Genomic DNA, 21,859 nt, shown 5'->3' with positions numbered 1-21,859 from the left:
GGGCCTCAAAATCCCGAAGTTGGATCGAAGGGCGTTGCGAGCGTGCTTGCGGCGGGGAGAAAAAACAACCTCTGGGGTCGGCGGACCGCTCGCTGTCCAGTTATGAGGCGGCCGCTGCTAAATTGACAGCTTGCGCGTGCCGAGGATAATGGCCGCGCAGGAGCCGACCGGGTCGAGAGCGTGGATCAGGAGGAGGATGGATGATGGATACCGCGATGCGCACGGAGGCCAACCGGCGCGGGGGCGTCGGGGCGGTCTGGGGCAGGGTGATGGTCGGCCTCGGCGTGTTGGGGGGAGCGGCGGCCGCCGACGATGCGACGGTGGTGCTCAAGGAGTCGTCGGCGACGGATCGGGCCACCGTGGTTCGCATCGAGCTGAAGGCGGGCGGTCTGTTCCGGCCGGGGCTCCCTCCCGACGCCATGACGGACGAAGCCAAGATGCCCAAGCCGCTGGACATCGACATCCAGACGCGGCTGATCTTCCGTGAACGGCTGCTCGCGACGCCGAAGGCGGCCGAAGCCGGCGGCGCGAGGTCGTCGCGGGCGGTCCGGCTCGTGAGCCAGGCGGCCTCGGCGATCAACGGCGAGATCCGGCCGACGGCCCTGGAGCTGCGCAAGGAGTTGTCGCTGTTGATCGCGGCACGCGACGATCCCGAGGGGACGGTGACGGTCGTCAGCCCGTCGGGATCGCTGACGAGGGCCGAGCTTGAGCTGGTGCAGGGCCTGGGCGATCCGCTCAGTCTCGGCGACCTGCTCCCCGAGGGGCCGGTGGCCAAGGGGGCGAAGTGGCCGGTCCGGAAGTCGGCTCTGGCGGCGATCTCGGGTTACGACGCGATCAAATCGTCGAAGGTCGAGGCCGTCGTCGAGTCGATCACGGCCGACCACGTGTGGATCGAGATCACCGGCGAAATCCAGGGGATGGTCCTGGGGGGGCCGGGGACGTTGACGTGCGAGGGCTTCGCGACGTTCGATCGCAGGTCCGCCCTGATCGACCGGGTGGAGCTGACGCGGAACGAGAGCCGACAGCCGGGCCCGATCGAGGCGGGGCTCGACCTCAAGAGCACGCTGACGATCGCCCGCCGCGAAACCGCGACGCCCGCCGAGCTGTCCGACGCCGCCCTCGACGGGACCTCGCTCGACCTGACCCCCGCGCGCAAGCTGCTCCAGCTCATCGCCTTCGACGGCCGGTACAACCTGCTGCACGACCGGACCTGGCACACCTACTGGGACGATCCCAAGCTGGTCGTCCTCAAGCGGTTCCAGAAGGACCGCATCACCGCGCAGTGCAATTTCTCGAACGGGCCGCCGGCGGGCAAGGGCAAGCATCAGGACGTCGAGGAGTTTCGGGCCGACGTCCGCCGGGCGATGAAGGATCGCTTCGTCCAGTTTCTGGGCGCCGGCGAGGTCGAAGGGGAGCCCGACGGCGGGTTTCGCTACAAGCTCGGGGTCCAGGGCCGCGAGGGGGACCTCGGCCTCCTCTGGTATTACTATTTGATCGCCAGCCCGCGCGGGGAGCAGCTCCTGGCGACGTTCACGCTCGCCGAGAGCGACGCCAAGGACTTCGCCGAGGACGACGTCGCGCTCGTCGGCTCGCTCCAGTGGAATGATCCTCCGCTCCCCGTGAAGCACTGAGTCGGTCGTCGGATCGGCAAGCCTCAGCGTGGTTTGCGTGATCCTCAGAAACGACCGCGCGCATCGGCTTCCACCAAAAAAAGCCGACGCGGGGACTCCCCCTGACCGGGCCTGGAAACTATGCTCAAGGAATGGGGGGCGTCTTTGGGGGGCGAATCCGTCGCTCGGGAGCTGGTCGGCGCCCGATTCCGCCAAGCCATGTTCCATTGAAGGTGCGCCATGGGTGAGTTCCGAATCCGAGCGTGGGGGCGAAGCCGCCAGATTCTCCTCTTCGGCGCTCGTCACGAGTCGCGGGCGGTCGCGGTCGCGGTCGTTCTGGCCGCCTCCAGCCTCTGCGGCCTGGCTCGGGCGCAGTCCCCGGCGGCCGATCCCGCCACGGCCGCCGACCCGGCGCGGGACGCCGATTCAAACCTGGGCGAGACCCAGCCGATCAGCCTCCGCTACAAGTTCGTCGAGCAGTACAGCGACGTCCTCGATCCGACCCATCCCGAGTTGCTCACCCAGTACCAGGTGGGCAGCCGCGAGAAGGTCAAGATGATGCGAGAGAGGCCTCAAGGCGCGCCCGAGCGGGTCGAGACCAGCCTCCATACGATTTACACTGAGCGAGTGGGGAAGCTGAGCCCGAAGAAGACCGCGAGCGAGGTCGTCCGCCGCTACGACAAGAGCCAGTTCACCACGACGCTCTCCAACCGTCAGTACCAGAAGCCTGGACTGCTTGAAGATCTCTCCATCCTCTACCGGCTCGCGCCCGGCAAGCCCGTCCGGGTCTTCAACCTGAGCGAGGGCCGGCGGTTCCGTCAGTTCGAGTTCGATCGGATCACCAGGAACCCGTTCCTGCCGCTGCTCGCCATGTACCTGCCGATGCAGCCTCGACGGGTCGGCGACATCTGGGATGTCCCGCGGGCGATGACGTCGCTGTTGATCAGCGAGCCCCTGATCGACGACCCGGATTACAAAGTTGAAGGCGAGCTCGTCGAGGTCCGCGGCGCGGCGCCCGGAGCGACCAGCATGACGGCCGTCGTCAGCCTCAAGGGACAGGTCGTCGCAACCGAAGGGCCGATCGCGTTCAACGCCCGCGTCCATTTCTTGTTCTCGCCCGTCACCCCCGCCCCGGCGCCCGCCGCGACACCTGAGACGGCTTCCTCCGGCACCCCCGCGCGCAAGCCTCGCGAGGGGATCGTCGAAGCGCGCGGCTATATCAGCGAGATCCGCCTGACCGAAGTGCGCTCGGTCTCCACGGGCGAAGGCGAGGGCCGCCTGAAGCAGACCACCACACGCGAGCTGGTCGTGGCTCGCCGAGTCCCCGCGGGCGACACAGGCGGTCTGCCGCTGGCCGTCCCCGACGCGCCGGCCGACGAGCCGGCGTACACCTGGGTGACCTACGACGACCCCGAGGGCGCCTTCCACGTCGCCCATCCCCAGGAGCTTCAGGTGAACCAGTCCTATGCCGGAGGAGGCGTCGACCTCCTGGGATCCAGGCCGAACGGCTATGACTTGGTTCAGCTCAATCTCGTCCCCAAGACTGACGACCCCGCCCACGACCGCCTCGCCACCGATCCCATGGAGCAGAAGAAGGCTCTCATGGACCAGTGGAAGGCCCAGGGGCAGAACGTCATCCTGGGCCCCTCCGGCTGGCTCAAGGAGCCCGTGTGGGCGCAGCTCAACCTCAAGGTCTACCGGATCGAGGCCGCCCTCAAGCCCGAGGACGCCGACGATCCGGGCGGTAAGGCCGGGCGGGTCTACCTCGACTATTACGTCGTCCAGTTCGCCCGCAACGAGACGCTCATCGTGATGGCGACGACGACCCAGGACCCGCACTTGCAATTCCGCGCTCAGGTCGAGACCACGATCCAGAAGTTCCTCCTGGGCCCCTCGGAGGGCCCCGCCGCCGTCGCCGCCGAGCCAGCCGCCGTTCCCATCCCCGCCGGTTCGCAGGCTCCCCCGCGCTGAGGCTTGGGGCGACGCGACCCACGCCGAGGTTGCTGTTCTTAACCCTTGACGTCGCAACGGGTTCGGGCGATGGGAAGGCTCCGGCTCGCGGTGCTCGTCAGTGCATGGTTGCTTGCTGGGAGGCGTGGGTCGAAAGTCGCTCTGTGGTCGGCCGCCAGGACGTGTCAAGCGTCAATGATTGCGTGATCAGGTTGAGAAAATGACGGATCAAGCCGTTTCTACCCTGACTCGTACATACTATTAACGTGGGAAGCTCACGGGAACGAGGGGGACTTCGCCCCGAACCACGTTGAGCCCTTGCGTTGTCGACGCACGCATGGTTGCGCCGAAGAGGCCGAAACGACGGCGTCAACGGCGAGCATTGCGCTGAAACGCGAACAGAAGCGAATCTTGCGTCATGCGGCTCCAGGTTTTCCGTATACAGAGCGCGGGTCGGGTCGGAGGCGTTTCGTGAAGGAGGAAGGCGTTCATGATTCACGGAAAGCAGCCATGCGAGTGATCTTGGAGGTGCTTCAGGGTCCACGAGCGGGAAGGTCGTTCATCTTCGACCGGCACGACACGTTCATCGTGGGCCGCTCTCGTTTCGTTCATTGTCCGATCGAGGACATGGCGTTGTCGCGCGATCATTTCATGATCGAGGTCAATCCGCCCCAGTGCGAGCTGCGCGACCTGGAGAGCACCAACGGCACCTTCGTGAACAACGCGCGGACGGACCGGGCGCGGTTGATCTCGGGCGACGTGATCGCCGCCGGGCAGAGCATCTTTCGGGTTCGGGTCGAGCACGCCCCCCCCGCCAGCGGCGAGCCTCCGGCGTCTTCGAACAGCGAGCTGGCGACCCACGGCCAGATCCGCTGTACGGGCTGCGGCACGAACGCCCCCTTGAACATCACCGTGGCGGGGCCGGCTCAGACCGGTTCGCTGGACAAGATCGAGTGGTGGTGTTCGTCCTGCCGATCCGAGGCGGCGGTCTTGCCGCAGCCGGTGCCGCATTACACGACCCTCCGCGAGCTGGGCAAGGGGGCCATGGGCGTGGTTTACCAGGCCCGGCACAACACGACCGGCAAGCTCGTGGCGCTCAAGCTGATCGTGCCCGAGACCGCGACCACCCAGGCGGCCATCGACCGCTTCCTCCGCGAGATGTCGGTCATCAGCCAGCTTCGTCACCCCAACATCGTCGAGTGGTACGAGCAGGGGATGACCCGCGGCCAGTTCTGGTTCGCGATGGAGTTCGTCGCCGGCGACAACCTCGAGGCGCTGGCCAAGTCGACCCCGAACGGCTATCCGACCGAGCAAGCCTGCCGCCTGACCTGCCAGATCCTCAAGGGGCTGGATCAGGCCCACCGCCTCGGCTTCGTCCACCGCGACATCAAGCCCGAGAACGTCTTGATCGCGCACAACCCCGAAGGCATGACGGCGAAGATCTCCGACTTCGGGCTGGCCAAGAGCTTTCGAGGCGTCGGTCTCTCGGGCCTCACGTTCTCCGGAGAGATGCGCGGCACCGTTCCGTTCATGCCCCCCGAGCAGATGCGCGACTTCAAGACCGTCACCCCCCTGGCCGACCTCTATGCGACGGCCGCGACGCTCTATTACTTGCTCACCTGCCAGTACATCTACGACGAGCCCGCCGGCGGCGGCGACCTGATCCGCATGCTTCTCGAAGAAGAACCCGTTCCGGTCCGCTCCCGCCGCCCCGACATCCCGGTGGGCCTCGCCACGGTCATCTCCAAGTGCCTCACCCGCGAGCCGAGCGAGCGCTACCCGGACGCCAGCTCGATGCGGCGGGCGCTCAAGCCGTTCTGCTGATCAACGGTCTCGTCGGGCTGGCTCGCTCACCTTGACGGCACCCAGGTCGCGGACCTCGCCGGGCTTCAGGTCCCAGACCAGCTCGGAGAACCTTCGAACGTCTTTCCAGGCCATGACGTAGTAGCCTACGCCTGGGATCATGGCGTCGAGTTGGAACTCCCCACGCTCGTTGGGCTGGCCCTGGTGGTCGAAGTAGTGACGGCCCAGGATAGCGGCGTAAGACTGCATGTTGCTGCTCTCGTCCATCAGGTCGTCGCGCGTGTAATCCTTCCGCTCCGGGCTGAGGAGCAGCTTCACCATGAGATTCGCCTTCTCCGTGGGCGCGTCAGCCGGCGAGCCGATCCGGCCGCGAATGACGCCCGTCGGCTGGAGGCGGACGACGCGCGGGTTGTCGGCGGGGTCGTACTTCAGATTGGCGACCCCGCCGAGGTGTTTGTCGGGCGCGACGAAGAAGACGCGATACGTTCGCTCGGGATCAGCATCGGGAATCTCGAACTCGCCGTCGGCGAACTCGTAGCCCTGGTCGCAGGTGTCGCGCAGGGCGGCGTTGATTCCCGCATAGGCGGCCGTGACGACGTCGACGGGCCGACCGTCGGGCGCGACCACGAGGGCTATGAGGCGCACTCCCTTTCGCAACGCGACCTCACCGGCTTTGGCTCCCCGTTCTCGGGAACGTCGATCGTGGTGAACCCCTGGGCATGAATCACGGGGAGGCCCGGGAGACCGAGTCGTCGAGGCGGCAGGCGACGACCGCCGCCAGGCCGAGGGCCAGAAACATCGACGACTGCCAGGCGATAGTCAACGACAGGGAATCCGCCGGTCGAAGATACTCAAACATGACGTCCCTCCTTTCGCCGCTTCTGGTCGATCATCCGCTTGATTTCCGACAGGTCGTGTTCGCTCAACTGCTTGTCGTCGAGCAGGCGCTGAAACAGGAGCATGGGATCGCCCCGAAAGGCGCGGTCGATGAACGTGCGGAGCGTCGACGAGCCGGCCTCGTCGCGGCTCCTGGTGGGGAGGTAGACGTAGCTCCTCCCCTCTGGCCGGTGGCTCAGCCAGCCGGCCTTCTCCAGCTTCTGCATCACCGAGAGGACCGTCGTGTAAGCCGGCTGCGGCTCGCGGTCGAGCCGGTCGCGCACCTGCTGCACCGTCCCCTCGCCCAGCTCCCAGACGGATTCCATCACCGCCTTTTGAAGCTCGCCCAGATCGTCGATCGATTCACGGGCCATCGCCGGTCTCCTCCTCCCACACATGACGCCTGAGGACACCCGACTTCATGAAAATGCGGTGTCGAGAAGTGACGCGGGCGACCTTCGAAATACAAGCCCGAAGCGCCAGCGAGTGCATTGTTTTGCGTTTGCTGACTCGGCATGCTGACGGGGAATACACTCGCTGGCGCTTCGGGCTTGTATTTCGCTCCCCGATGATCCCGCGGGCGGCTTCCGAAACGAGCCCGAAGCGCCAGCGAGTGCGTCCGGAATGGAATAAGTGTCTGGTCGTCGTCCTGACATGCGTCGTACTATATGTGGTAGTACTTCGGTGCATAGTAACGCGGGCCGAGGCGTTGTCAAGCGGTCGTTCGGTCGAGGGGAAAAACACTTGCCGAGGCGTCGGGGTTTGATTCGGACTTGAATCCCCGCTCCGGCGGGAAAACAATGGTTCGGAAGTCAATCAAGCGACGCGATGCGAGATCGCCGCGACCCGAATGGACCACCCAGGTCAAGGAGACCGATCCATGGCGCCGAGCCAGCCTCAGGATGAGCGTTCCGCCACGAGGCCGCCGGGCGCTCCCCGTCATGCGCTCCGAGAGCAAGACGCCGTGTGGGCGGATCTGTTGAACATGGGAAGTTCGGTCGTCAGCTCGCTGGAAAAGTGCGTTCAGGCGGTCTGCGACGGGCGGCTCGAACTCATCGCCGAGGTGAAGGAAGAGGAAGAGGAGTCGGACCGCCGGGAGGTCCAGATCGAGCAGGAGTGCCTGCGCATCCTGGCCCTGTTCGAGCCGGTGGCGTCCGACCTGCGGCGGATGGCGACGATCCTCAAGGTCAATCGCGACTGGGAGCGGATCGCCGACCTCGCCTTGCGGGTCGCCCGCCGGGTGCGGAAGCTCAGCCGGCGGTTCAGCACCATCGTCGTGCCCGAGGATCTCAAGACCCTGGCTCGCGACGTCCTGGCCCAGGTGAAGGCCACTCATGAGGCGCTCGCCACCCGCGACGCTGTGCTGGCCCGCGCGATCATCGCCGGCGACAAGCCGATCGACCAGTTCTACCGCCGGCTCCGCCGCCAGATCAAAGACGAGCTGGCCCGCGACGCCGAGCAGCTCGACGGCTGGCTCCTGCTGCTCAACTCCGCGCGCAACCTGGAACGGATCGCCGACCACGCCACGGGCATCGCCGAGACGGTCGTCTTCCTCGAAGAAGGATCGATCATCCGCCACAGCGGCAAGCCGACTCCGCCTGCGGGCTGACCCGTCCGTCGCCGCTTCCCTCTTCCTCGCGAGTGACGATCATGAACCGTTCCCGTTCCAGTCGACTCGTTCTGGCCCTGGCGATCGGCGTCGTCGCGACGGGCGCGGGCCGGGCGGCCTTCGGGCAGGCGCCGACGCCGGCCAAGGACGCGAAGCCGACGGTCGCGCTGCGGGTTCACGGCGAGGTCGCCAAGCCGCTCGAACTGTCCGCCGCCGATCTCGCCGGCCTGAAGCGGCAGACCGTCACGGCCCGGGCGCACGACAATCGCGAGTCGCGGTATGAAGGCGTCGCGCTCCACGACGTGCTCCAGAAAGCCGTGCTTCCGGCCGGCAAGGATCTCCGCGGCAAGGCGGTCTCGCTGTACCTGATCGTCGAGGCCGCCGACGGCTATCAGGCCCTCTTCGCCCTGCCCGAACTCGACCCGGCGTACACCGACCGGACGATCCTGCTGGCCGACCGTCGCGACGGCCAACCGCTGACCGCCCGCGAGGGGCCGTACCAGATCATCGTGCCCGGCGAGAAGCGGCACTCGCGATGGGTTCGGCAAGTCGTCGGCTTGCGGATCGGCAAGGACTGAGCCGCCCCCGTGCGGTCTCGGTCGTCACTCGATGTGCTCGACCGCCCAGCCCCGGTGTGCGACCAGGTAATCGGCGATGATTCGCCGGTGGCAGTCGGCCACGCGCTTCTCGGCGCAGAGCAAGCAGAACGGTCCCGGCAGATCGACGAGCCGCGCCACGAGCAGGTCGCCCGCGCGCTCCATCAGGTCGTGGTAGATCACCGGCCAGTCGCCCCGGTCGAGGAACACGTTGCCGAGTTCGAGGATCGACCGGTAGCCGATCCCCCGATCGCCCAGCAGCTTCTCGATCCCCTTATCGGGCGTCCTGGCCTTCGTGTACGCCCCCATGCTGGCCCGCTCGGGCCGGATACGGACGTCGGCGACCGTCTTCACGCCGTGAGCCGACAGCAGCCCGACGAACTCCTCCGGCGGCCGGCCGCCGTAGCCGATGGTGAAGAATTCCCGCCGCTCAGGCATCGGCCGGTTCCGGCGCGACGGTCGGTTTCGCGTCGCGCTTGAAGCGTGGCGGCGCGAGGAGGAACGTCGCCAGCACGACGAGGCCGAACGTGATGTAGGCGACGGTGAAGACCCAGGGCTCGGCCCGGAAGAACATCAGCCGGTGGACCCAGTGCGCGATGAAGTCGCCTTCGAAGGTCGTCTGCCCGGCCCGGACGCGGAGGTCGTGCTCCCAGACCGTCAGCGGACAGCGAACCCCCGCGAGCGCCTCGCCGACGATGACCAGAATCACGAACAGGTGGATCGCCCGAAACCAGATGTTTCGCACCCACGCCCAGCGGAAGACGACCCCCAGCAAGACGACCAGGAGGCCAAAGACGATGAACGCCATCAGGGCGAAGTGAATCACCACGATCAGGTCGGCCAGCATGATAAGCGGGTTCATGGCGACAGTCCTCGGACCTATTTCAGCGGGCAAGGCTCCGGCTCGACGCGCCTTCGGCGGCGCGGCAGATGTGGACGTCGGGCGTGACGCCCTGTCGCTTCGAGTAGCCGGCGGCGACGGCCTCGGCGAACGCCTCGGCCTTGTCGGCTTCGACGAGGTTCACCGTGCAGCCGGCCCAGCCCGCTCCCGAGAGCTTGCCGCCGAGGAAGCCGGGGGCCGACTCGGCGGCTTCGACCAGAGCGTCGAGCGCGGGGGAGCTGTTCTCGAAGTCGTCGCGGCTGGAGGCGTGCGAGGCTGAAATCAGCCGGCCGAAGCCGACGAGGTCGCCGGCCTTGAGGGCGGAAACTCCCTGGCGGACCCGCTCGTTCTCGGTCAGGACGTGCCGCGCCCGCTTGCGGGCGATCGGGTCGAGATCGTCCCAGCACCGTTCGAGGTCGGCCAGGCTGACGTCGCGGAGCAGGCTGACGGCGTCGCCGCCGTCGCGGTCGCGGAAGTAGGACACGATCGTCTGGCACTCGGCGAACCGCCGGTTGTACATGCCGTCGGCCAGCCGCCGCGAGGTCTTGGAGTCGCAGACGATGATCGCCGGGCCGGGATCGCCCAGCGGCAGACGGTCGAATTCGAGCGACTGGCAATCGAGGAAGAGCGCGTGGTCGGCCTTGCCGAACAGGCTCGAAAACTGGTCGAGCAGACCGGACGAGACCCCCACGAAGGCGTTCTCGGAGCGTCTGAGGACCATCGCCAGGTCCATCCGGGCCGGGTCGGAGTCGTCGCCGACGTATTGATCGATGGTGCGGCCGGGCGCGACGCCGGCTTGAAGCAGAAAGAAGGCGATAGCGGCCTGCAAGCTCGCCGAGCTGGAAAGCCCCGCGCCCAGCGGCACGTCGCCGGCGATGGCGACCTCGAAGCCGCTGGTCAGTTCGGAGTCGAGGGCTTCCTGGATCGCCCAGACCACCCCCTTGACGTAGTTCGGCCAGGTCCCGACTTCGCCCCGGGTGATGTCGGCGAGCGGGAACTGGTGCGAGCCGTCGAAATCGACGGCGTAGACCTGGCCGTCGCGGGTCGGCTGGGCGAGGCCGACGGCGGTGGTGTAGCGGTCGATGGCCGCGGCCATGACGAGGCCGCCGTTGTAGTCGGTATGGTTGCCGAGCAGCTCGACGCGGCCCGGCGCGCACGAGGCGACCGAAGGCTGCGAGCCGTACCGCTCCGCGAACACCTTCACGGCGACGGCTTCCAGTTCTGCGGGCGTCATCTTCGGGGATTCCTGGTCTGGATCCTGAGAGCGTCGACGTGGGAGGTGGGAGAGGCCGTCGTGCCGGCGGGCGGGGACGATCGCCCCCGCCCGCTGGGAACAGGCTCGCGGAATCGAATCAGACCAGGGTCGCCGTGCGGGCGATCTGGTTGGCCGCGTCGCGGAGCAGGGTCGCGCGGTCGGTCTTTTCCCAGGTGAATTCCGGCTCGGAGCGGCCGAAGTGGCCGCCGCTGGCCGTCTTGCGGAAGATCGGCCGGCGCAGGTCGAGGTGCCTGATGATGCCGGCGGGGGTCAGCGGGAAGCCCTTGCGGACGATCTCGGCGATCGCCGCGTCGGGAAGCTGGCCGGTGCCGAACGTGTCGACGTGGATGCTCACCGGTTCGGACACGCCGATCGCATAGGCGAGCTGAATCTCGCAACGTTCGGCCAGGCCGGCGGCGACGACGTTCTTGGCCACGTAGCGCGCCATGTAGGCGGCCGAGCGGTCGACCTTGGTGGCGTCCTTGCCGCTGAAGGCGCCGCCGCCGTGACGGCCCATGCCGCCGTAGGTGTCGACGATGATCTTCCGCCCCGTCACGCCCGCGTCGCCGTGCGGACCGCCGATCACGAACTTGCCGGTCGGGTTGATGTGGCAGACGATGTCGCCGCTGACCAGGTGCGCCGGGATGACCGGGTCGATCACCTCTTTGCGGATTCGCCGGCACAGCTCTTCGTGGGAGACGTCGGGGGAGTGCTGGGTCGAGACGACCACGGTGTTGACGCGGACCGGCGTGAAGCCGTCGTACTCGATCGTCACCTGGCTCTTGGCGTCGGGACGCAGCCAAGGAATCTGGCCGTTCTGGCGGACCTCGGTGATCTTGTTGATGATCCGGTGGGCCAGCGCGATCGGCAGCGGCATGAGCTCGGGCGTCTCATTGCAGGCGAAGCCGAACATCATCCCCTGGTCGCCGGCGCCGATGTCCTTGCCCTTGTCGCTGTTCTCGTCGACCCCCTGGGCGATGTCGGGCGACTGCTTGCCCAGAGCCACCATGACCGCGCAGGTCGTGCCGTCGAACCCCATGTCGCTCGAGGTGAAGCCGATGTCGCGAACCACCTGGCGGACGATCGAGGGATAGTCGATCATCGCCTTGGTGGTGATCTCGCCCGCAAGGCAGACCAGGCCGGTGGTCAGCAGCGTCTCGCAGGCCACGCGGCCGTAGGGGTCTTGCTCGAGGATCGCGTCGAGGATGCTGTCCGAGATCTGATCCGCCATCTTGTCGGGATGGCCCATCGACACGGATTCGCTCGTGAACAGGTAACGGTCGTGCTGTGACACGGTCGATTGTCTCCTACCATGCGGATCGAAGGGTGCTTTCCGGCGCCGGCGAGAACGCCGACGATGCCCCCGTTGTAGCCGGATCCTTGCCGAATGCTCCGCGATGGCGCACCGGGCCGAATCTCGCCGGCGGGCCGGTCGAGAGGTCGTGCGCGCGGGTCGAGGCGGCGCCGGGTTACGAGTGTATCAGCACGTCGCGATTTTGAAAAGCAGATCGATGCGCCCTTCGATGTCAAGCGCCCGGCGGCCGGGGCCGACCTTCGAGGGTTGGGATCGGCCGGTTCTTAGGGCGATTCGGCGTCGACGTCCGTGGCGACGTCGGGGTCGGTCGGGTCTTCGAGCAGCGACCGGTTCCGCGAATCCCGGTCGCGGCGGTACCAGCTCCAGAGCAATTGCAAGGTTGCGTGTTCGAGGATCGCCTGCGAGCTGGGGAAGTCGTTCTCGCCACACTCGCGACGTTCGAGCAGCGCGCGCGTCGAGTCGGTCAGAAAGGCCTGGGCCGATCGCGCGCAGAGGTCGGCGAGGAAGATCGGGAAGTTGTCGGCCGCCGACTCCTTCAGCCGGTCGCCGAGGTAGGCGTAGTTCATCTGGTTCTCGACGAACCGGAAGACGATCCGGGGGTCGCGGCGGACGACCAGGACCTCGCCGACCGGGTCGCGCGGGGTCCGCTGGGAACGGCCGCCGACGGCGAACGGCCGGGGCTTTCGCAGGGCGATGGCCCGGAGGCCGGAGACGACGGTCGAGGGCCAGAACGGCGTCCCCCGCGCGCGGCCGGCGTCGGCCGCCACGCAACCGGCGCAGATCATTTCGACCCGGTCCCAGGGGACCCAGTGGGTGGGCTCGCCGCGGAGACCTTCGATCCGCAGGCCGTCGTCGAGGCACGCCGCGCGATGGATCGTCCGGGGAGGGCTCAGGTCGGGGAACTGGTCGATCCGCCAGGCTTCGGCGGCGACCCCGAACTCGTAGAGACCGTCGAGCAGCGTTCGGATCGCCGCTTCGTCGAGTTCCTTGGGCCAGACGCCCGGCGCCTTGGCGAGCCACTGCACGGCGTCGGTCGGATGCGCGCCAGTGGCGTTGCTGATCAGGTCGCGCAGCTCTTTCGGATCGTCGATCGCGTCGAAGATCACCAGGCGATAACGCGGCGGCGTGCTGGACATGGCCGGTCGATCTCCGCGACGACGACAACCCTACCGAGAGATCCAATCGTAGCACGCTCCCGGGTCGTTCGCCAATCGACTCGCCGAGCGGACCGGCCGGACGGCTGTGTCATGCGCGCGGCGGTCCTGGCATAATATCCGGGGTTTCCACCACGAGGACGGGCGCGGGTCGCTTCGGAGAGCGGGCGCGGTTCGCTTCGCGCGGCTCGAAGGACGATCCCTTGCGACAGATCGGCGCCCTGCCCCCGAATCTCGATCCCAAGGTCTTCGAGGACCACCTGCTCAGCCTCGGGGTGAAATCCCGGTTCGACCGGAACCCCGAGGGATGGGCCGTCTGGATCTTCAACGAGGACCACGTCGCCCGGGCCAAGCAAGAGCTTGACGCCTATCTGAGCCGGCCCGACGACCCGAAGTTCCGCGAATCGGCCCCGGCCGCCGAGGCGCGCCGCCGGCGCGAGAAGCAACTCGACCGCGAGTACCGCAAGAACGCCCGCGACGTCGCTGACGCGTGGTCCGGCGTCCGTTTCCGCCGCCGGCCGGCGACGATCACGATGGTCCTGATCGCCGTCGTGGTCTTCGTGCTCCAGCACAGCCAGCGATTCGGCCCCGAGGTGGTCGATCAGCTTGGTTTCTTCGCTTGGACCCAGGGCGAACCCGAACTTCGGCCCGATCATGCTCTGACCGACATCGTCCACGGCCAGGCCTGGCGGCTGGTCACGCCGATCTTCCTTCACTTCTCAATCCTCCACATCTTCTTCAATGTCTGGTGGATGCTGGTCCTCGGAACCGCGATCGAGCGCCAGCGCGGCACCTGGCGGCTGGTTGTCTTGATCCTGGTCACCGCCGTCCTCTCCAACCTGACCGAATTCGTGTACATGGAATGGTTCCTCCGCGACTCCCACCTGTTCGGCGGACTCTCGGGGGTGGTCTATGCACTCTTCGGCTACGTCTGGATGAAGGGCGAGTACCAGCCCGAGCAGGGGCTAAGCATCGATTCGAGAAACACGATGCTCATGATGGTCTGGCTGTTCGTCTGCATGACCGGGGCCGTCGGACCGATCGCCAACGCCGCGCACGTCGGGGGGCTGGTGGCGGGCGCCGCCTTGGGCTTGTTGCGTTTCTGATCGCTGGTGATTCCGCCGCCGATTGCGGTATCCTGGTGCCGTCGCGTCGTGGATCGCGCTCCGCTCGGCGTCTGTAGGGCCATCGACCATGAAACTGGGATTCGTCTCGGCCATCTTGCCGGAATTCTCGCTGGAACAGGTTCTCGGGTTCGCCCAGGAGGCGGGCTTCGCGAGTGTCGAGCTGATGTGCTGGCCGCCGGGCAAGGCCGAGCGGCGGTACGCGGGCGTCAGTCATCTCGACGTCACTGACCTGTCGCCCGCAGCGATCAAGAAGACCCACGACCTGCTCGAAAAGCACCAGGTCGAGATTTCCGGGCTCGGCTATTATCCCAACCCCCTCTCCCCCGATCGCGACGAGGCCGACACGGCCGCCGCGCACCTGCGGCACGTGATCGACGCCGCCGCGGCGCTCGGCGTCGGCCGGGTCAACTCGTTCGTCGGCCGCGATTACACCAAGTCGGTCGACGACAACTGGCCGAGGTTCCTCGAAGTCTGGCGGCCGCTGATGGCCCACGCCGACGCCCGCAACGTGAAAGTCGGCATCGAGAACTGCCCGATGTCGTTCGGCGCGGACGAGTGGCCCGGCGGCAAGAACCTGGCGACCAGCCCGGCGATCTGGCGGCGGATGTTCCACGACATCCCGAGCCCCAACTTCGGGCTCAATTTCGACCCCTCGCACTTCGTCCTTCAGCACATGGACTACGTCGCGCCGCTGGCCGAGTTCCGCGACCGGATCTTCCATGCCCACGCCAAGGACGTCCGGATCGACCGCAAGGGCCTCGACGAGCACGGCGTGTTCGCCTATCCCAAGCTCTGGCACTCGCCCAAGCTTCCCGGCCAGGGGGACGTCCGCTGGGGCGCGTTCCTCGGGGCGCTCGCCGACGCCCGATACGACGGCCATCTCGCCATCGAGGTCGAGGATCGGGCGTTCGAGGGATCGCTGGAGAAGCGGCTCGATTCGCTGATCGTCAGCCGTCGGTTCCTGGAACAGTTCATCATCGGAAACCGCCCGAGCGCCGCCGTGTCGGCCTATCGGACCATCGGAAACGACGCCGGCTCATGACTTCCTCGCAGCCCCCCGAAAGCCCCTCGACGTCGAACGGCTCGAAGGTCGATCTGTCGGTCTTGATCCCGGTTTACAACGAGGTCGACAACGTCGGCCCGCTCCACGAGGAGCTGGACGCCGTGCTCCGGCCGACGTCGCGGCGGTACGAGCTGATCTTCGTCGACGACGGCTCGACCGACGGAACCGTCGCCGCGCTTGAGGCGATCCAGGCGCGCGATCCCGAGCACGTCCGCGCGGCGTTCCTCTGGCGCAACTGCGGCCAGACCGCCGCGCTCTCGGCGGCGCTCGACCTCGCCCAGGGGGACGTCCTGGTGCCGATGGACGGCGACCGTCAGAACGACCCCGCCGACATCCCCAAGCTGCTGGAGACCCTCGAAAAAGGCTACGACGTCGTCTCCGGCTGGCGGCGCAACCGCCAGGACGCGTTCGTCAGCCGCAAGATCCCCTCGAAGATCGCCAACCGCCTGGTGGCCCGGATCTCGGGCGTTCCGCTCCACGATTTCGGCTGCACCATGAAGGCCTACCGGCGTCGCGTGTTGGCCGGGGTGCGGCTCTACGGCGAGATGCACCGGTTCATCCCGATCTTCGCGGCCTGGCAAGGGGCGCGCGTCACCGAGCAGGTGGTCAACCACCGCGCCCGGACCGCCGGCAAGACGAAGTACGGACTTGGCCGGACGTTCAACGTCGTCCTCGACCTGATCTTGATCCGGTTCCTTCAGAAGTATTCCCAGCGGCCGATCCACTTCTTCGGCCGGTTCGGCCTGTGGTCGTTCGCGCTGGGGATCGGCTGCTGCTTTGCGATGGTTTACTACAAGTACGTCTTCCCATGGCCGGCCTCGCTGTGGTGGTCCGGCCTGGCGTCCAAGACGTTTATCGAGACCCCCCTGCCCTCGCTGGCCGTCATGTTCTTTCTGGCCGGCGGCATGAGCATCCTGCTGGGCGTCCAGTCGGAGCTGATCATGCGGACGTACTACGAGTCGCAGTCCAAGACGACGTACCTGCTTCGAGAAGTCCGACAAGGCGAACAGCCAGAGTAAGCCGGGGCGCCGGCCCCCTCGGAATATCGGATTTCGAGGGGATCGACGCTTGATCTCGGGGCCGTGCTCAGCTCACGCGGCGAGTCGGCCGGACCTGGCGGAGCGGGCGCGGACCGCCGCCGCCGCGATGGCGATTCCGCAGAACCCGAGTGCGAAGCTCGACGGCTCCGGCACGGCCGCCACCGGCGCGTTCGCCGCATGGATCACTCCCACGCCGCTGAGATCGAAGCCGGACGACCCGAACGGGGTCTTGAACGGGTCGTTGATCAGGTTGCCCAGCGAATCACGGCTGCCGTACCGGGGATCGATCGAACCGACGACGTCGGTGATTCGTACGAACGACACGTGGTCGACGTCGAGCAGCGGGGAGACGCCGACGAGGTCGTCCAGATCGAAGCCCGTGCCGTAGCCGGCGATGTACTTGCCGGCGAGGTTATGCAGGTTGCTCGCGTCCAGGAGCCCGAAGCCGCCGACCTGGGTGTCGGTCTGCGTCAGCGAGATCGACGGGAACCGGAAGAAGTTCACGCCGTCGGACGAGACGTCGACGAACGCCAGTTCGAGAAACGCCATGCCCGCTCCGCCCGAAAGGAAACCGTTCTCGAAGACCGCGAAATCGGCCCCCGCGCCGTTGGTGATCGGCCGGTCGAAGCCCAGAGTGATCGAGCCGCCGTCGCCGAGCGAGAGCACGCTATAGGTCGAGTCGCCCGTGCGCGGGCCGAGAATGTTGGACGGCGACCCGAACGTGACGAGCGGGCTGTTGGGATTGGTGATGTCTTGAGGCCCCGGATCGAATGAGACCACCGACGACGCCCACTCAGTGAACAGCGGACTCGACGCCGGAATTCCGAGCGAGCCAGGCTGCCCCACCTGCGGGTCGAAGCCCGCCCGGGCCGTCGACGACGAGACGACGAGAACCAAGCCGCCGGCCAGCACCTTGAAGAAGCGTGAAGCCAATCGCATGCAATTTCCTTTCAATAAGAACCGAATGGGAACAAAACGCGTCTTCAGGGCGCGGAAAGTCCCCGCCTCGCATCCCCTTCGCGTGACTTCGAAGGGGCCGAGCGTATCGGACGTCGGGACGTCGCGGCGAACCGTGCGCGGTGGGCGCGACGGATCGCGACCGCGAGCGAGTCAGGAGGCGAAGGAGTGGACCTTTCCGGGGCCTTGGGACGCGGCCTCACGAAAAGAAAAAGGCGATGGCGCGCAGCGTTCGGGAACGCATGGCGGTCCGCCCCCCGTGATGCTTGAGGCCGAAGCATCGAATGGGTCATTCGTCAGGCCGTATTCTGGCTCGCGAGTCGAACGGTCGCCGGACGCCTTCCCGCGAGCCGTGGCTCGCAGTGGCTTTTCGTCCGGAGACCTTCTCGCTTACAGCGGCGGTCCCGCGCCGGAATTTCACCGGCTTCCTGTCCAGCGGTTGGGCTGGACGCCTGTCGAATGTAAGCGGGACTATAACGTCGACCACCGCCCCCACGCAAGGCAAGAACGGTCGCCGGCGATTTCGCGGCGGACCCGCCGGTCGGCAAGTCGCGGTGCCATCGTTGGCGGCATTCTGGTAACGTGAGGGAACAGATCGAGGAGGGAGGATTCATGGGCTACGTGATTCTGTTCCTGGCGGCGAGTCTCGCAGGTCAGGCGCCCGGGGCGACCGACACGTCGAGCGACCTGGACGCCGCGCGACGGCTCTTGCAGAACGGCCGCTACGCCGAGGCCGAAGAGGCGTTCGACGCCGTGGCGGCCGGCGCGAAGAAACGGCCCGGCGGGCCGACGCCCGAATTCGAGCGCGCTCTTGCGCTGGGCAGGGCCGAAAGCCTGGTCGGCCAGGGCGAGTACGACAAGGCCGTGAAGGAACTGGAGCCGATCGCGGCCAAGGACCCCAAATCGCCTATAGCCGCCGCCCGGCTCGCCGAGATCGCGTTCAACCGAGGCGACTGGGAGAAGGCCGACGCCTGGGTCGCCAAGGCCCTCGCCGCTGCTCCCGACGACCTGTCCGCCCGCTGGACCGCCGTCCGGCTCCTCGACGCCCGCGGCGAGCTTGAGAAAGCTGTCGCCGCCTGCAAGTGGTTCGTCGACCATTTCAACGCCCACAACGCCGAGCTGGTGAAAGACGCCGAGGGGCTGGTCCTGATCGGCCAGGCGGCCGAGCGCTACTACCGCGCCACGGCCCGGGGCGAAGACCTGAGCGACGCGCTCAACGACGTGATCAACGAGATCTACGAGGCCGCCTTCAAGGCCGACTCGAATTGCTGGAAGGCCCCGTGGCTGGAAGGCCGGCTGTTCCTCGCCGGCTACAATGAGCGCGCCGCGAGCAAGGAGTTGGCGCGGGCGCAGCAGATCAACCCGCTGTCGCCCGAGGTGCTGGTGACGCTCGGCCAGGCCGATCTTCAAGGCTATCGGCTGGCCGCCGGCCGGTCGAAGGCCGAGCGGGCGCTGGCGGTGAACCCCCACTACGGCCCGGCCCACGTTCTGCTGGCCGACCTGAACATCTCCGACGAGCGGTTCGCCGACGCCCTGGCCGCGGCGCAGAAGGCCGTCGTCGCCAACCCGCGCGACGAGGACGCCCTGGCCCGCGTCGCCGCCGCCTGCCGACTCCGGGTCGATCCCGCCGGGGCCGCCGCCGCCGAGTTCTCGGTCCTCATGAACAACCCCCGGCCCGCGAACTTCTACGCCGCCCTCGGCGAACGGCTCGCCGACCGTCGCAAGTACTTCACCGCCGAGCGCGCGTTTCTGCTCGCCGCCCAGGCCGACCCCAGCCGCGCCGACGCCCCCATCGGCCTGGGGATGCTCTACATGCAGATCGGCCGCGAGGACGAGGCTGGCAGCCTCTTCGAATCGGCGTTCGCCGCCGATCCGTTCAACGTCCGGGCCGACAACATGCGTCGCGTGCTCAAGCACATGGCGACCTATCAGCCCTACGAAACCAAGCACTTCACCGTCACGTACGACCCGACCCAGGATTCGCTCCTGGCCAGCTACCTCGGCCGCTATCTCGAATCGGTCTTCGCCGAGCTGTCCGACGGATTCGGCTACGCGCCGCCGGGCAAGACCAAGATCGAGATCATGAAGAACCACCAGTGGTTCAGCGGCCGGACGATCGGCCTGCCGTTCATCCCGACCGTTGGCGCCTGCACCGGCAAGGTCGTCGCCATGGCGAGCCCGAAGGCCACCAACAAGCCGTACAACTGGGCTCGGGTGATCAAGCACGAAGTCGTTCACGTGATCACCCTTCAGCAGACCGAGTTCAACATCCCCCACTGGTACACCGAGGCCCTGGCCGTCGAGAGCGAGGGAGGCCCCCGGCCCCAGGAGTGGAACAAGATGCTCCTCGACCGCGTCCCCAGCCGGTCGAAGCTGTTGAACCTCGACACGATCAACCTCGGCTTCATCCGTCCCAACGAGCCCGACGACCGCCAAATGGCCTACTGTCAGGCGCAGCTTTACGCTCGCTACATGGCCAAGCGGTTCGGCGCCGACGCCCAGATCAAGATGCTCGCCGCCTACCGCCGCGGCTTGACGACCGAACGCGCGATCGACGAGTGCTTCCACGTCGACAAGGCCGATTTCGAGAAAGCCTACCTGGCGTATCTCGACGAGGTCGTCCAGACGATCCGGACCCGCGTCGACCAGGAGAAGCCGGTCAAGTTCTCGGAGCTGGAACGGCAGCTCAAGGCGAAGCCCGACGACCCCGACCTGAACGCCCGGATGGCCTACGAGCACTACGCGCGCCGCGACCTCAAGGCGGCCCGCCCGCTGGCCGACAAGGCCCTGAAGCTGAAGCCGAACCACCCGCTGGCCAGCTACGTGAAAGCTCGCTTGATGATGTCGATCGGCGACGACGACGCCGCACTGGCCTTGATCGAACCGGCTCTCGACTCCAAGCATCCCAACGAGCGGGTCGTCGATTTGATGGCCGAGCTGACGCTCAAGGCCGGCCGGCTCGACGCCGCCGAGAAGCTGTACGAGATGGCCCGCAAGGACGACCCCCAGCACACCAAGTGGATCGCCGGCCTGGCCCGGGTCCACTTGCGGCAGAAGAAGACCGAGGCCTTCCTGAACGACATGGCCCTGATCGCCGCCAACGACGCCGACGACCTCGGCGTCCGCAAGGTTCTGGCCGAGCGTTGGCTGGCCGCCGGCGACGCCGCCCAGGCCGAAAAATGGGCCGAGGAATGCCTCCACGTCGACGTCTACGACCCGTCGGCCCACGTCCTGTTGGGCGACGCCCTGTCGGCCGGCAAGAAGTACGAGCGGGCCGTCGAGGAATACGAGGTCGGTTTGAAGATGAAGCCCAAGAAACCCAACGACCTGAAGGTCAAGCTCGCCCGCGCGCAGCTCGGCCTCAAGAAAGACGACGCGGCCCGCGCGACGCTCGACGAGGTGCTCAAGGCCGACCCGGAACACCCCGAAGCCAAGGCTCTGCGCGAGGAGTCGTCGAAGCCCTCGGCCAAGTGAGGTTCGCCCGGGTCGCCGATCGGCGGCGATCCCGGTCCGAGGGCGTTCGCGACGGCCCGTCCTCGCCGGTGCGAGTCCGGACTTATTCCCGATCGGCCCTGGCGCCGAGAATCTGAGAGGTGTTGTTTCGTGAGACTCCGTGACAAGGAAATCCACTTCTGGGCCGAGGTCTTCGGCATCGAAGGCTCGGCGGTCCCGCTCATCGTGCTTCGGGTACTGGTCCTCGGCAGCTTCGCTTTTCTGGTCACGGCGATCCATATGAGCGAGACGGTCGAGACGTTGCATACGAACGTCGGCCCCCACGAGATCGCCGGCGCCGCGCTCGGCCTCCTGCTCGTGCTGCGGACCAACGCCGGTTACGACCGCTGGTGGGAAGGTCGGCGGCTCTGGGGCGGAATCATCAACCAGAGTCGCAATCTGGTGATCGGAGCGCTTTCCTATGGTCCGGCCGATCGAGCCTGGCGCGAACAGATGATCCGGTGGACGGCCGCGTTCCCCCACGCGACCCGCCTCGACCTCCGCGACCTGCGAGAGAGCACGTCGTTGGAGTCGTTGTTGGGAGACAAGGCCTCGCAGCGCCTTCTGGCCTGTCATCATATGCCGAACGCCGTGGCGATGCACCTCGGGACGTTGCTTCGCGACGCTCTCGACAACCACGGCATGAGCCCCTTCGCATATCATCAAGCGGAAACTCAGAGGGCGGGCCTGATCGACCACATGGGCGCTTGCGAGCGAATCCGATCCACGCCGCTGCCGCTGGCCTATCGCATCGAGATCCGTCGCTTCCTCGTGCTGTTCCTCACGACCTTGCCGTTCGCACTTTTGGATGACTGCGAATGGTTCACGCCTCTGGCGGTGATGCTCGTGGCCGCGCCGGTGTTGGCCCTCGATAAGATCGGCACCGAGCTGCAATTCCCGTTCGCGACGACGAGCCTGAACCACCTTCCCCTCGATCAGCTCTGCCTCAAGATCGAAGTCGACCTGCTCGCCCTGCTCGACGAGCTGGACCCGTTGCCGCCGGCGGCGTCTTGGAATCCGACGACCACGCTCAATAGTCATGGCGCATCGCCGAATAGCTCGTCGACGGCGACCAAGCCCGTCGCCCTGTCGACGTCGCAACCTCTTTCTTGAAAAGAGGAAAACGAGCCGA

Annotated in this window: 19 protein-coding genes and 1 riboswitch; of the genes, 10 read left to right on the top strand and 9 right to left on the bottom strand. The window is 67.0% G+C overall.

Annotated features, from left to right (window positions below):
* Positions 1-200 precede the first annotated feature (200 nt).
* From BSF38_RS12830 to BSF38_RS12820, 3 genes are all read left to right on the top strand, one after another.
* Positions 201-1,631 (top strand): hypothetical protein, encoded by a 1,431-nt coding sequence (locus BSF38_RS12830; protein WP_237170863.1) that lies wholly within the window; start codon positions 201-203, stop codon positions 1,629-1,631.
* Positions 1,632-1,850: 219 nt separating this feature from the next.
* Positions 1,851-3,581: a hypothetical protein gene (locus BSF38_RS12825; RefSeq protein WP_076346162.1), complete on the top strand. Its 1,731-nt coding sequence runs from the start codon at positions 1,851-1,853 to the stop codon at positions 3,579-3,581.
* 489 nt (positions 3,582-4,070) lie between these two features.
* Positions 4,071-5,384, top strand: a complete 1,314-nt coding sequence (locus tag BSF38_RS12820) for an FHA domain-containing serine/threonine-protein kinase (protein ID WP_076346160.1) — start codon at positions 4,071-4,073, stop codon at positions 5,382-5,384.
* Here BSF38_RS12820 and BSF38_RS12815 read toward each other — a convergent pair whose 3' ends face one another.
* The 3 genes from BSF38_RS12815 to BSF38_RS12810 all read right to left on the bottom strand — a co-directional run bounded on the left by BSF38_RS12815 (position 5,385) and on the right by BSF38_RS12810 (position 6,613).
* The gene (locus BSF38_RS12815) at positions 5,385-6,008 is read right to left on the bottom strand and encodes a hypothetical protein (protein WP_145952102.1); all 624 of its coding nucleotides are present in this window, start codon (positions 6,006-6,008) and stop codon (positions 5,385-5,387) included.
* Positions 6,009-6,087: 79 nt separating this feature from the next.
* Positions 6,088-6,222, bottom strand: coding sequence for a hypothetical protein (locus tag BSF38_RS32360; RefSeq protein ID WP_257787844.1), 135 nt, complete (start codon positions 6,220-6,222; stop codon positions 6,088-6,090).
* Positions 6,215-6,613: a BlaI/MecI/CopY family transcriptional regulator gene (locus BSF38_RS12810; protein WP_076346156.1), complete on the bottom strand. Its 399-nt coding sequence runs from the start codon at positions 6,611-6,613 to the stop codon at positions 6,215-6,217. The genes BSF38_RS32360 and BSF38_RS12810 overlap by 8 nt, the downstream gene beginning before the upstream one ends.
* A gap of 506 nt (positions 6,614-7,119) precedes the next feature.
* Between BSF38_RS12810 and phoU the strand changes: the two genes are divergently transcribed.
* Both phoU and BSF38_RS12800 read left to right on the top strand, forming a co-directional pair.
* Positions 7,120-7,848, top strand: a complete 729-nt coding sequence (phoU, locus tag BSF38_RS12805; protein ID WP_168189369.1) for a phosphate signaling complex protein PhoU — start codon at positions 7,120-7,122, stop codon at positions 7,846-7,848.
* A gap of 41 nt (positions 7,849-7,889) precedes the next feature.
* Positions 7,890-8,426 (top strand): molybdopterin-dependent oxidoreductase, encoded by a 537-nt coding sequence (locus BSF38_RS12800; protein WP_076346152.1) that lies wholly within the window; start codon positions 7,890-7,892, stop codon positions 8,424-8,426.
* A 24-nt stretch (positions 8,427-8,450) separates the two neighbouring features.
* On the opposite strand, the gene BSF38_RS12795 is transcribed toward BSF38_RS12800, so the two are convergent.
* The 5 genes from BSF38_RS12795 to BSF38_RS12775 all read right to left on the bottom strand — a co-directional run bounded on the left by BSF38_RS12795 (position 8,451) and on the right by BSF38_RS12775 (position 13,030).
* A complete protein-coding gene (locus BSF38_RS12795) occupies positions 8,451-8,882 on the bottom strand; it encodes a DUF488 domain-containing protein (protein ID WP_076346150.1) in 432 nt (143 codons plus the stop codon).
* The gene (locus tag BSF38_RS12790) at positions 8,875-9,306 is read right to left on the bottom strand and encodes a DUF2784 domain-containing protein (RefSeq protein ID WP_076346148.1); all 432 of its coding nucleotides are present in this window, start codon (positions 9,304-9,306) and stop codon (positions 8,875-8,877) included. The genes BSF38_RS12795 and BSF38_RS12790 overlap by 8 nt, the downstream gene beginning before the upstream one ends.
* 22 nt (positions 9,307-9,328) lie before the next feature.
* Positions 9,329-10,558: a galactokinase gene (galK, locus tag BSF38_RS12785; protein WP_076346146.1), complete on the bottom strand. Its 1,230-nt coding sequence runs from the start codon at positions 10,556-10,558 to the stop codon at positions 9,329-9,331.
* 118 nt (positions 10,559-10,676) lie between these two features.
* A complete protein-coding gene (gene metK, locus BSF38_RS12780; protein WP_076346144.1) occupies positions 10,677-11,873 on the bottom strand; it encodes a methionine adenosyltransferase in 1,197 nt (398 codons plus the stop codon).
* A 284-nt stretch (positions 11,874-12,157) separates the two neighbouring features.
* Positions 12,158-13,030: a hypothetical protein gene (locus tag BSF38_RS12775; RefSeq protein WP_076346142.1), complete on the bottom strand. Its 873-nt coding sequence runs from the start codon at positions 13,028-13,030 to the stop codon at positions 12,158-12,160.
* Positions 13,031-13,251: 221 nt separating this feature from the next.
* Between BSF38_RS12775 and BSF38_RS12770 the strand changes: the two genes are divergently transcribed.
* The 3 genes from BSF38_RS12770 to BSF38_RS12760 all read left to right on the top strand — a co-directional run bounded on the left by BSF38_RS12770 (position 13,252) and on the right by BSF38_RS12760 (position 16,257).
* Positions 13,252-14,154, top strand: coding sequence for a rhomboid family intramembrane serine protease (locus tag BSF38_RS12770; RefSeq protein ID WP_076346140.1), 903 nt, complete (start codon positions 13,252-13,254; stop codon positions 14,152-14,154).
* Positions 14,155-14,242: 88 nt separating this feature from the next.
* Entirely contained in the window at positions 14,243-15,217 is a 975-nt protein-coding gene (locus BSF38_RS12765) for a sugar phosphate isomerase/epimerase family protein (protein ID WP_076346138.1), read from the top strand.
* Positions 15,214-16,257, top strand: coding sequence for a glycosyltransferase family 2 protein (locus BSF38_RS12760; RefSeq protein WP_076346136.1), 1,044 nt, complete (start codon positions 15,214-15,216; stop codon positions 16,255-16,257). The genes BSF38_RS12765 and BSF38_RS12760 overlap by 4 nt, the downstream gene beginning before the upstream one ends.
* Positions 16,258-16,329: 72 nt before the next feature.
* Here the strand turns inward: BSF38_RS12760 and BSF38_RS12755 are convergent, their stop codons facing one another.
* The gene (locus BSF38_RS12755; RefSeq protein ID WP_076346134.1) at positions 16,330-17,217 is read right to left on the bottom strand and encodes a hypothetical protein; all 888 of its coding nucleotides are present in this window, start codon (positions 17,215-17,217) and stop codon (positions 16,330-16,332) included.
* Between the two features lie 300 nt (positions 17,218-17,517).
* A riboswitch (cobalamin riboswitch) is annotated at positions 17,518-17,706 on the bottom strand.
* A 141-nt stretch (positions 17,707-17,847) separates the two neighbouring features.
* On the opposite strand from BSF38_RS12755, the gene BSF38_RS12750 reads away from it, so the two are divergent.
* Together BSF38_RS12750 and BSF38_RS12745 are read left to right on the top strand one after the other, a co-directional pair.
* Positions 17,848-20,709 carry a tetratricopeptide repeat protein gene (locus BSF38_RS12750; protein WP_083712908.1) on the top strand — a complete coding sequence of 954 codons (2,862 nt, stop codon included), beginning with the start codon at positions 17,848-17,850 and terminating at the stop codon, positions 20,707-20,709.
* Positions 20,710-20,838: 129 nt separating this feature from the next.
* Positions 20,839-21,840, top strand: a complete 1,002-nt coding sequence (locus BSF38_RS12745; protein WP_076346132.1) for a bestrophin family protein — start codon at positions 20,839-20,841, stop codon at positions 21,838-21,840.
* Positions 21,841-21,859 lie beyond the last annotated feature (19 nt).

The sequence above is a fragment of the Paludisphaera borealis genome (genome assembly GCF_001956985.1).
Lineage (GTDB): Bacteria > Planctomycetota > Planctomycetia > Isosphaerales > Isosphaeraceae > Paludisphaera > Paludisphaera borealis.
This window is presented reverse-complemented; position numbering and strand designations above follow the sequence as displayed.

Coding starts and splice junctions, on each gene's coding strand:
- BSF38_RS12830 (WP_237170863.1), top strand. CDS start 201: ATGATGGATACCGCGATGCGCACGGAGGCCAACCGGCGCGGGGGCGTC.
- BSF38_RS12825 (WP_076346162.1), top strand. CDS start 1,851: ATGGGTGAGTTCCGAATCCGAGCGTGGGGGCGAAGCCGCCAGATTCTC.
- BSF38_RS12820 (WP_076346160.1), top strand. CDS start 4,071: ATGCGAGTGATCTTGGAGGTGCTTCAGGGTCCACGAGCGGGAAGGTCG.
- BSF38_RS32360 (WP_257787844.1), bottom strand. CDS start 6,222: ATGTTTGAGTATCTTCGACCGGCGGATTCCCTGTCGTTGACTATCGCC.
- BSF38_RS12810 (WP_076346156.1), bottom strand. CDS start 6,613: ATGGCCCGTGAATCGATCGACGATCTGGGCGAGCTTCAAAAGGCGGTG.
- phoU (WP_168189369.1), top strand. CDS start 7,120: ATGGCGCCGAGCCAGCCTCAGGATGAGCGTTCCGCCACGAGGCCGCCG.
- BSF38_RS12800 (WP_076346152.1), top strand. CDS start 7,890: ATGAACCGTTCCCGTTCCAGTCGACTCGTTCTGGCCCTGGCGATCGGC.
- BSF38_RS12795 (WP_076346150.1), bottom strand. CDS start 8,882: ATGCCTGAGCGGCGGGAATTCTTCACCATCGGCTACGGCGGCCGGCCG.
- BSF38_RS12790 (WP_076346148.1), bottom strand. CDS start 9,306: ATGAACCCGCTTATCATGCTGGCCGACCTGATCGTGGTGATTCACTTC.
- galK (WP_076346146.1), bottom strand. CDS start 10,558: ATGACGCCCGCAGAACTGGAAGCCGTCGCCGTGAAGGTGTTCGCGGAG.
- BSF38_RS12775 (WP_076346142.1), bottom strand. CDS start 13,030: ATGTCCAGCACGCCGCCGCGTTATCGCCTGGTGATCTTCGACGCGATC.
- BSF38_RS12765 (WP_076346138.1), top strand. CDS start 14,243: ATGAAACTGGGATTCGTCTCGGCCATCTTGCCGGAATTCTCGCTGGAA.
- BSF38_RS12760 (WP_076346136.1), top strand. CDS start 15,214: ATGACTTCCTCGCAGCCCCCCGAAAGCCCCTCGACGTCGAACGGCTCG.
- BSF38_RS12755 (WP_076346134.1), bottom strand. CDS start 17,217: ATGCGATTGGCTTCACGCTTCTTCAAGGTGCTGGCCGGCGGCTTGGTT.
- BSF38_RS12750 (WP_083712908.1), top strand. CDS start 17,848: ATGGGCTACGTGATTCTGTTCCTGGCGGCGAGTCTCGCAGGTCAGGCG.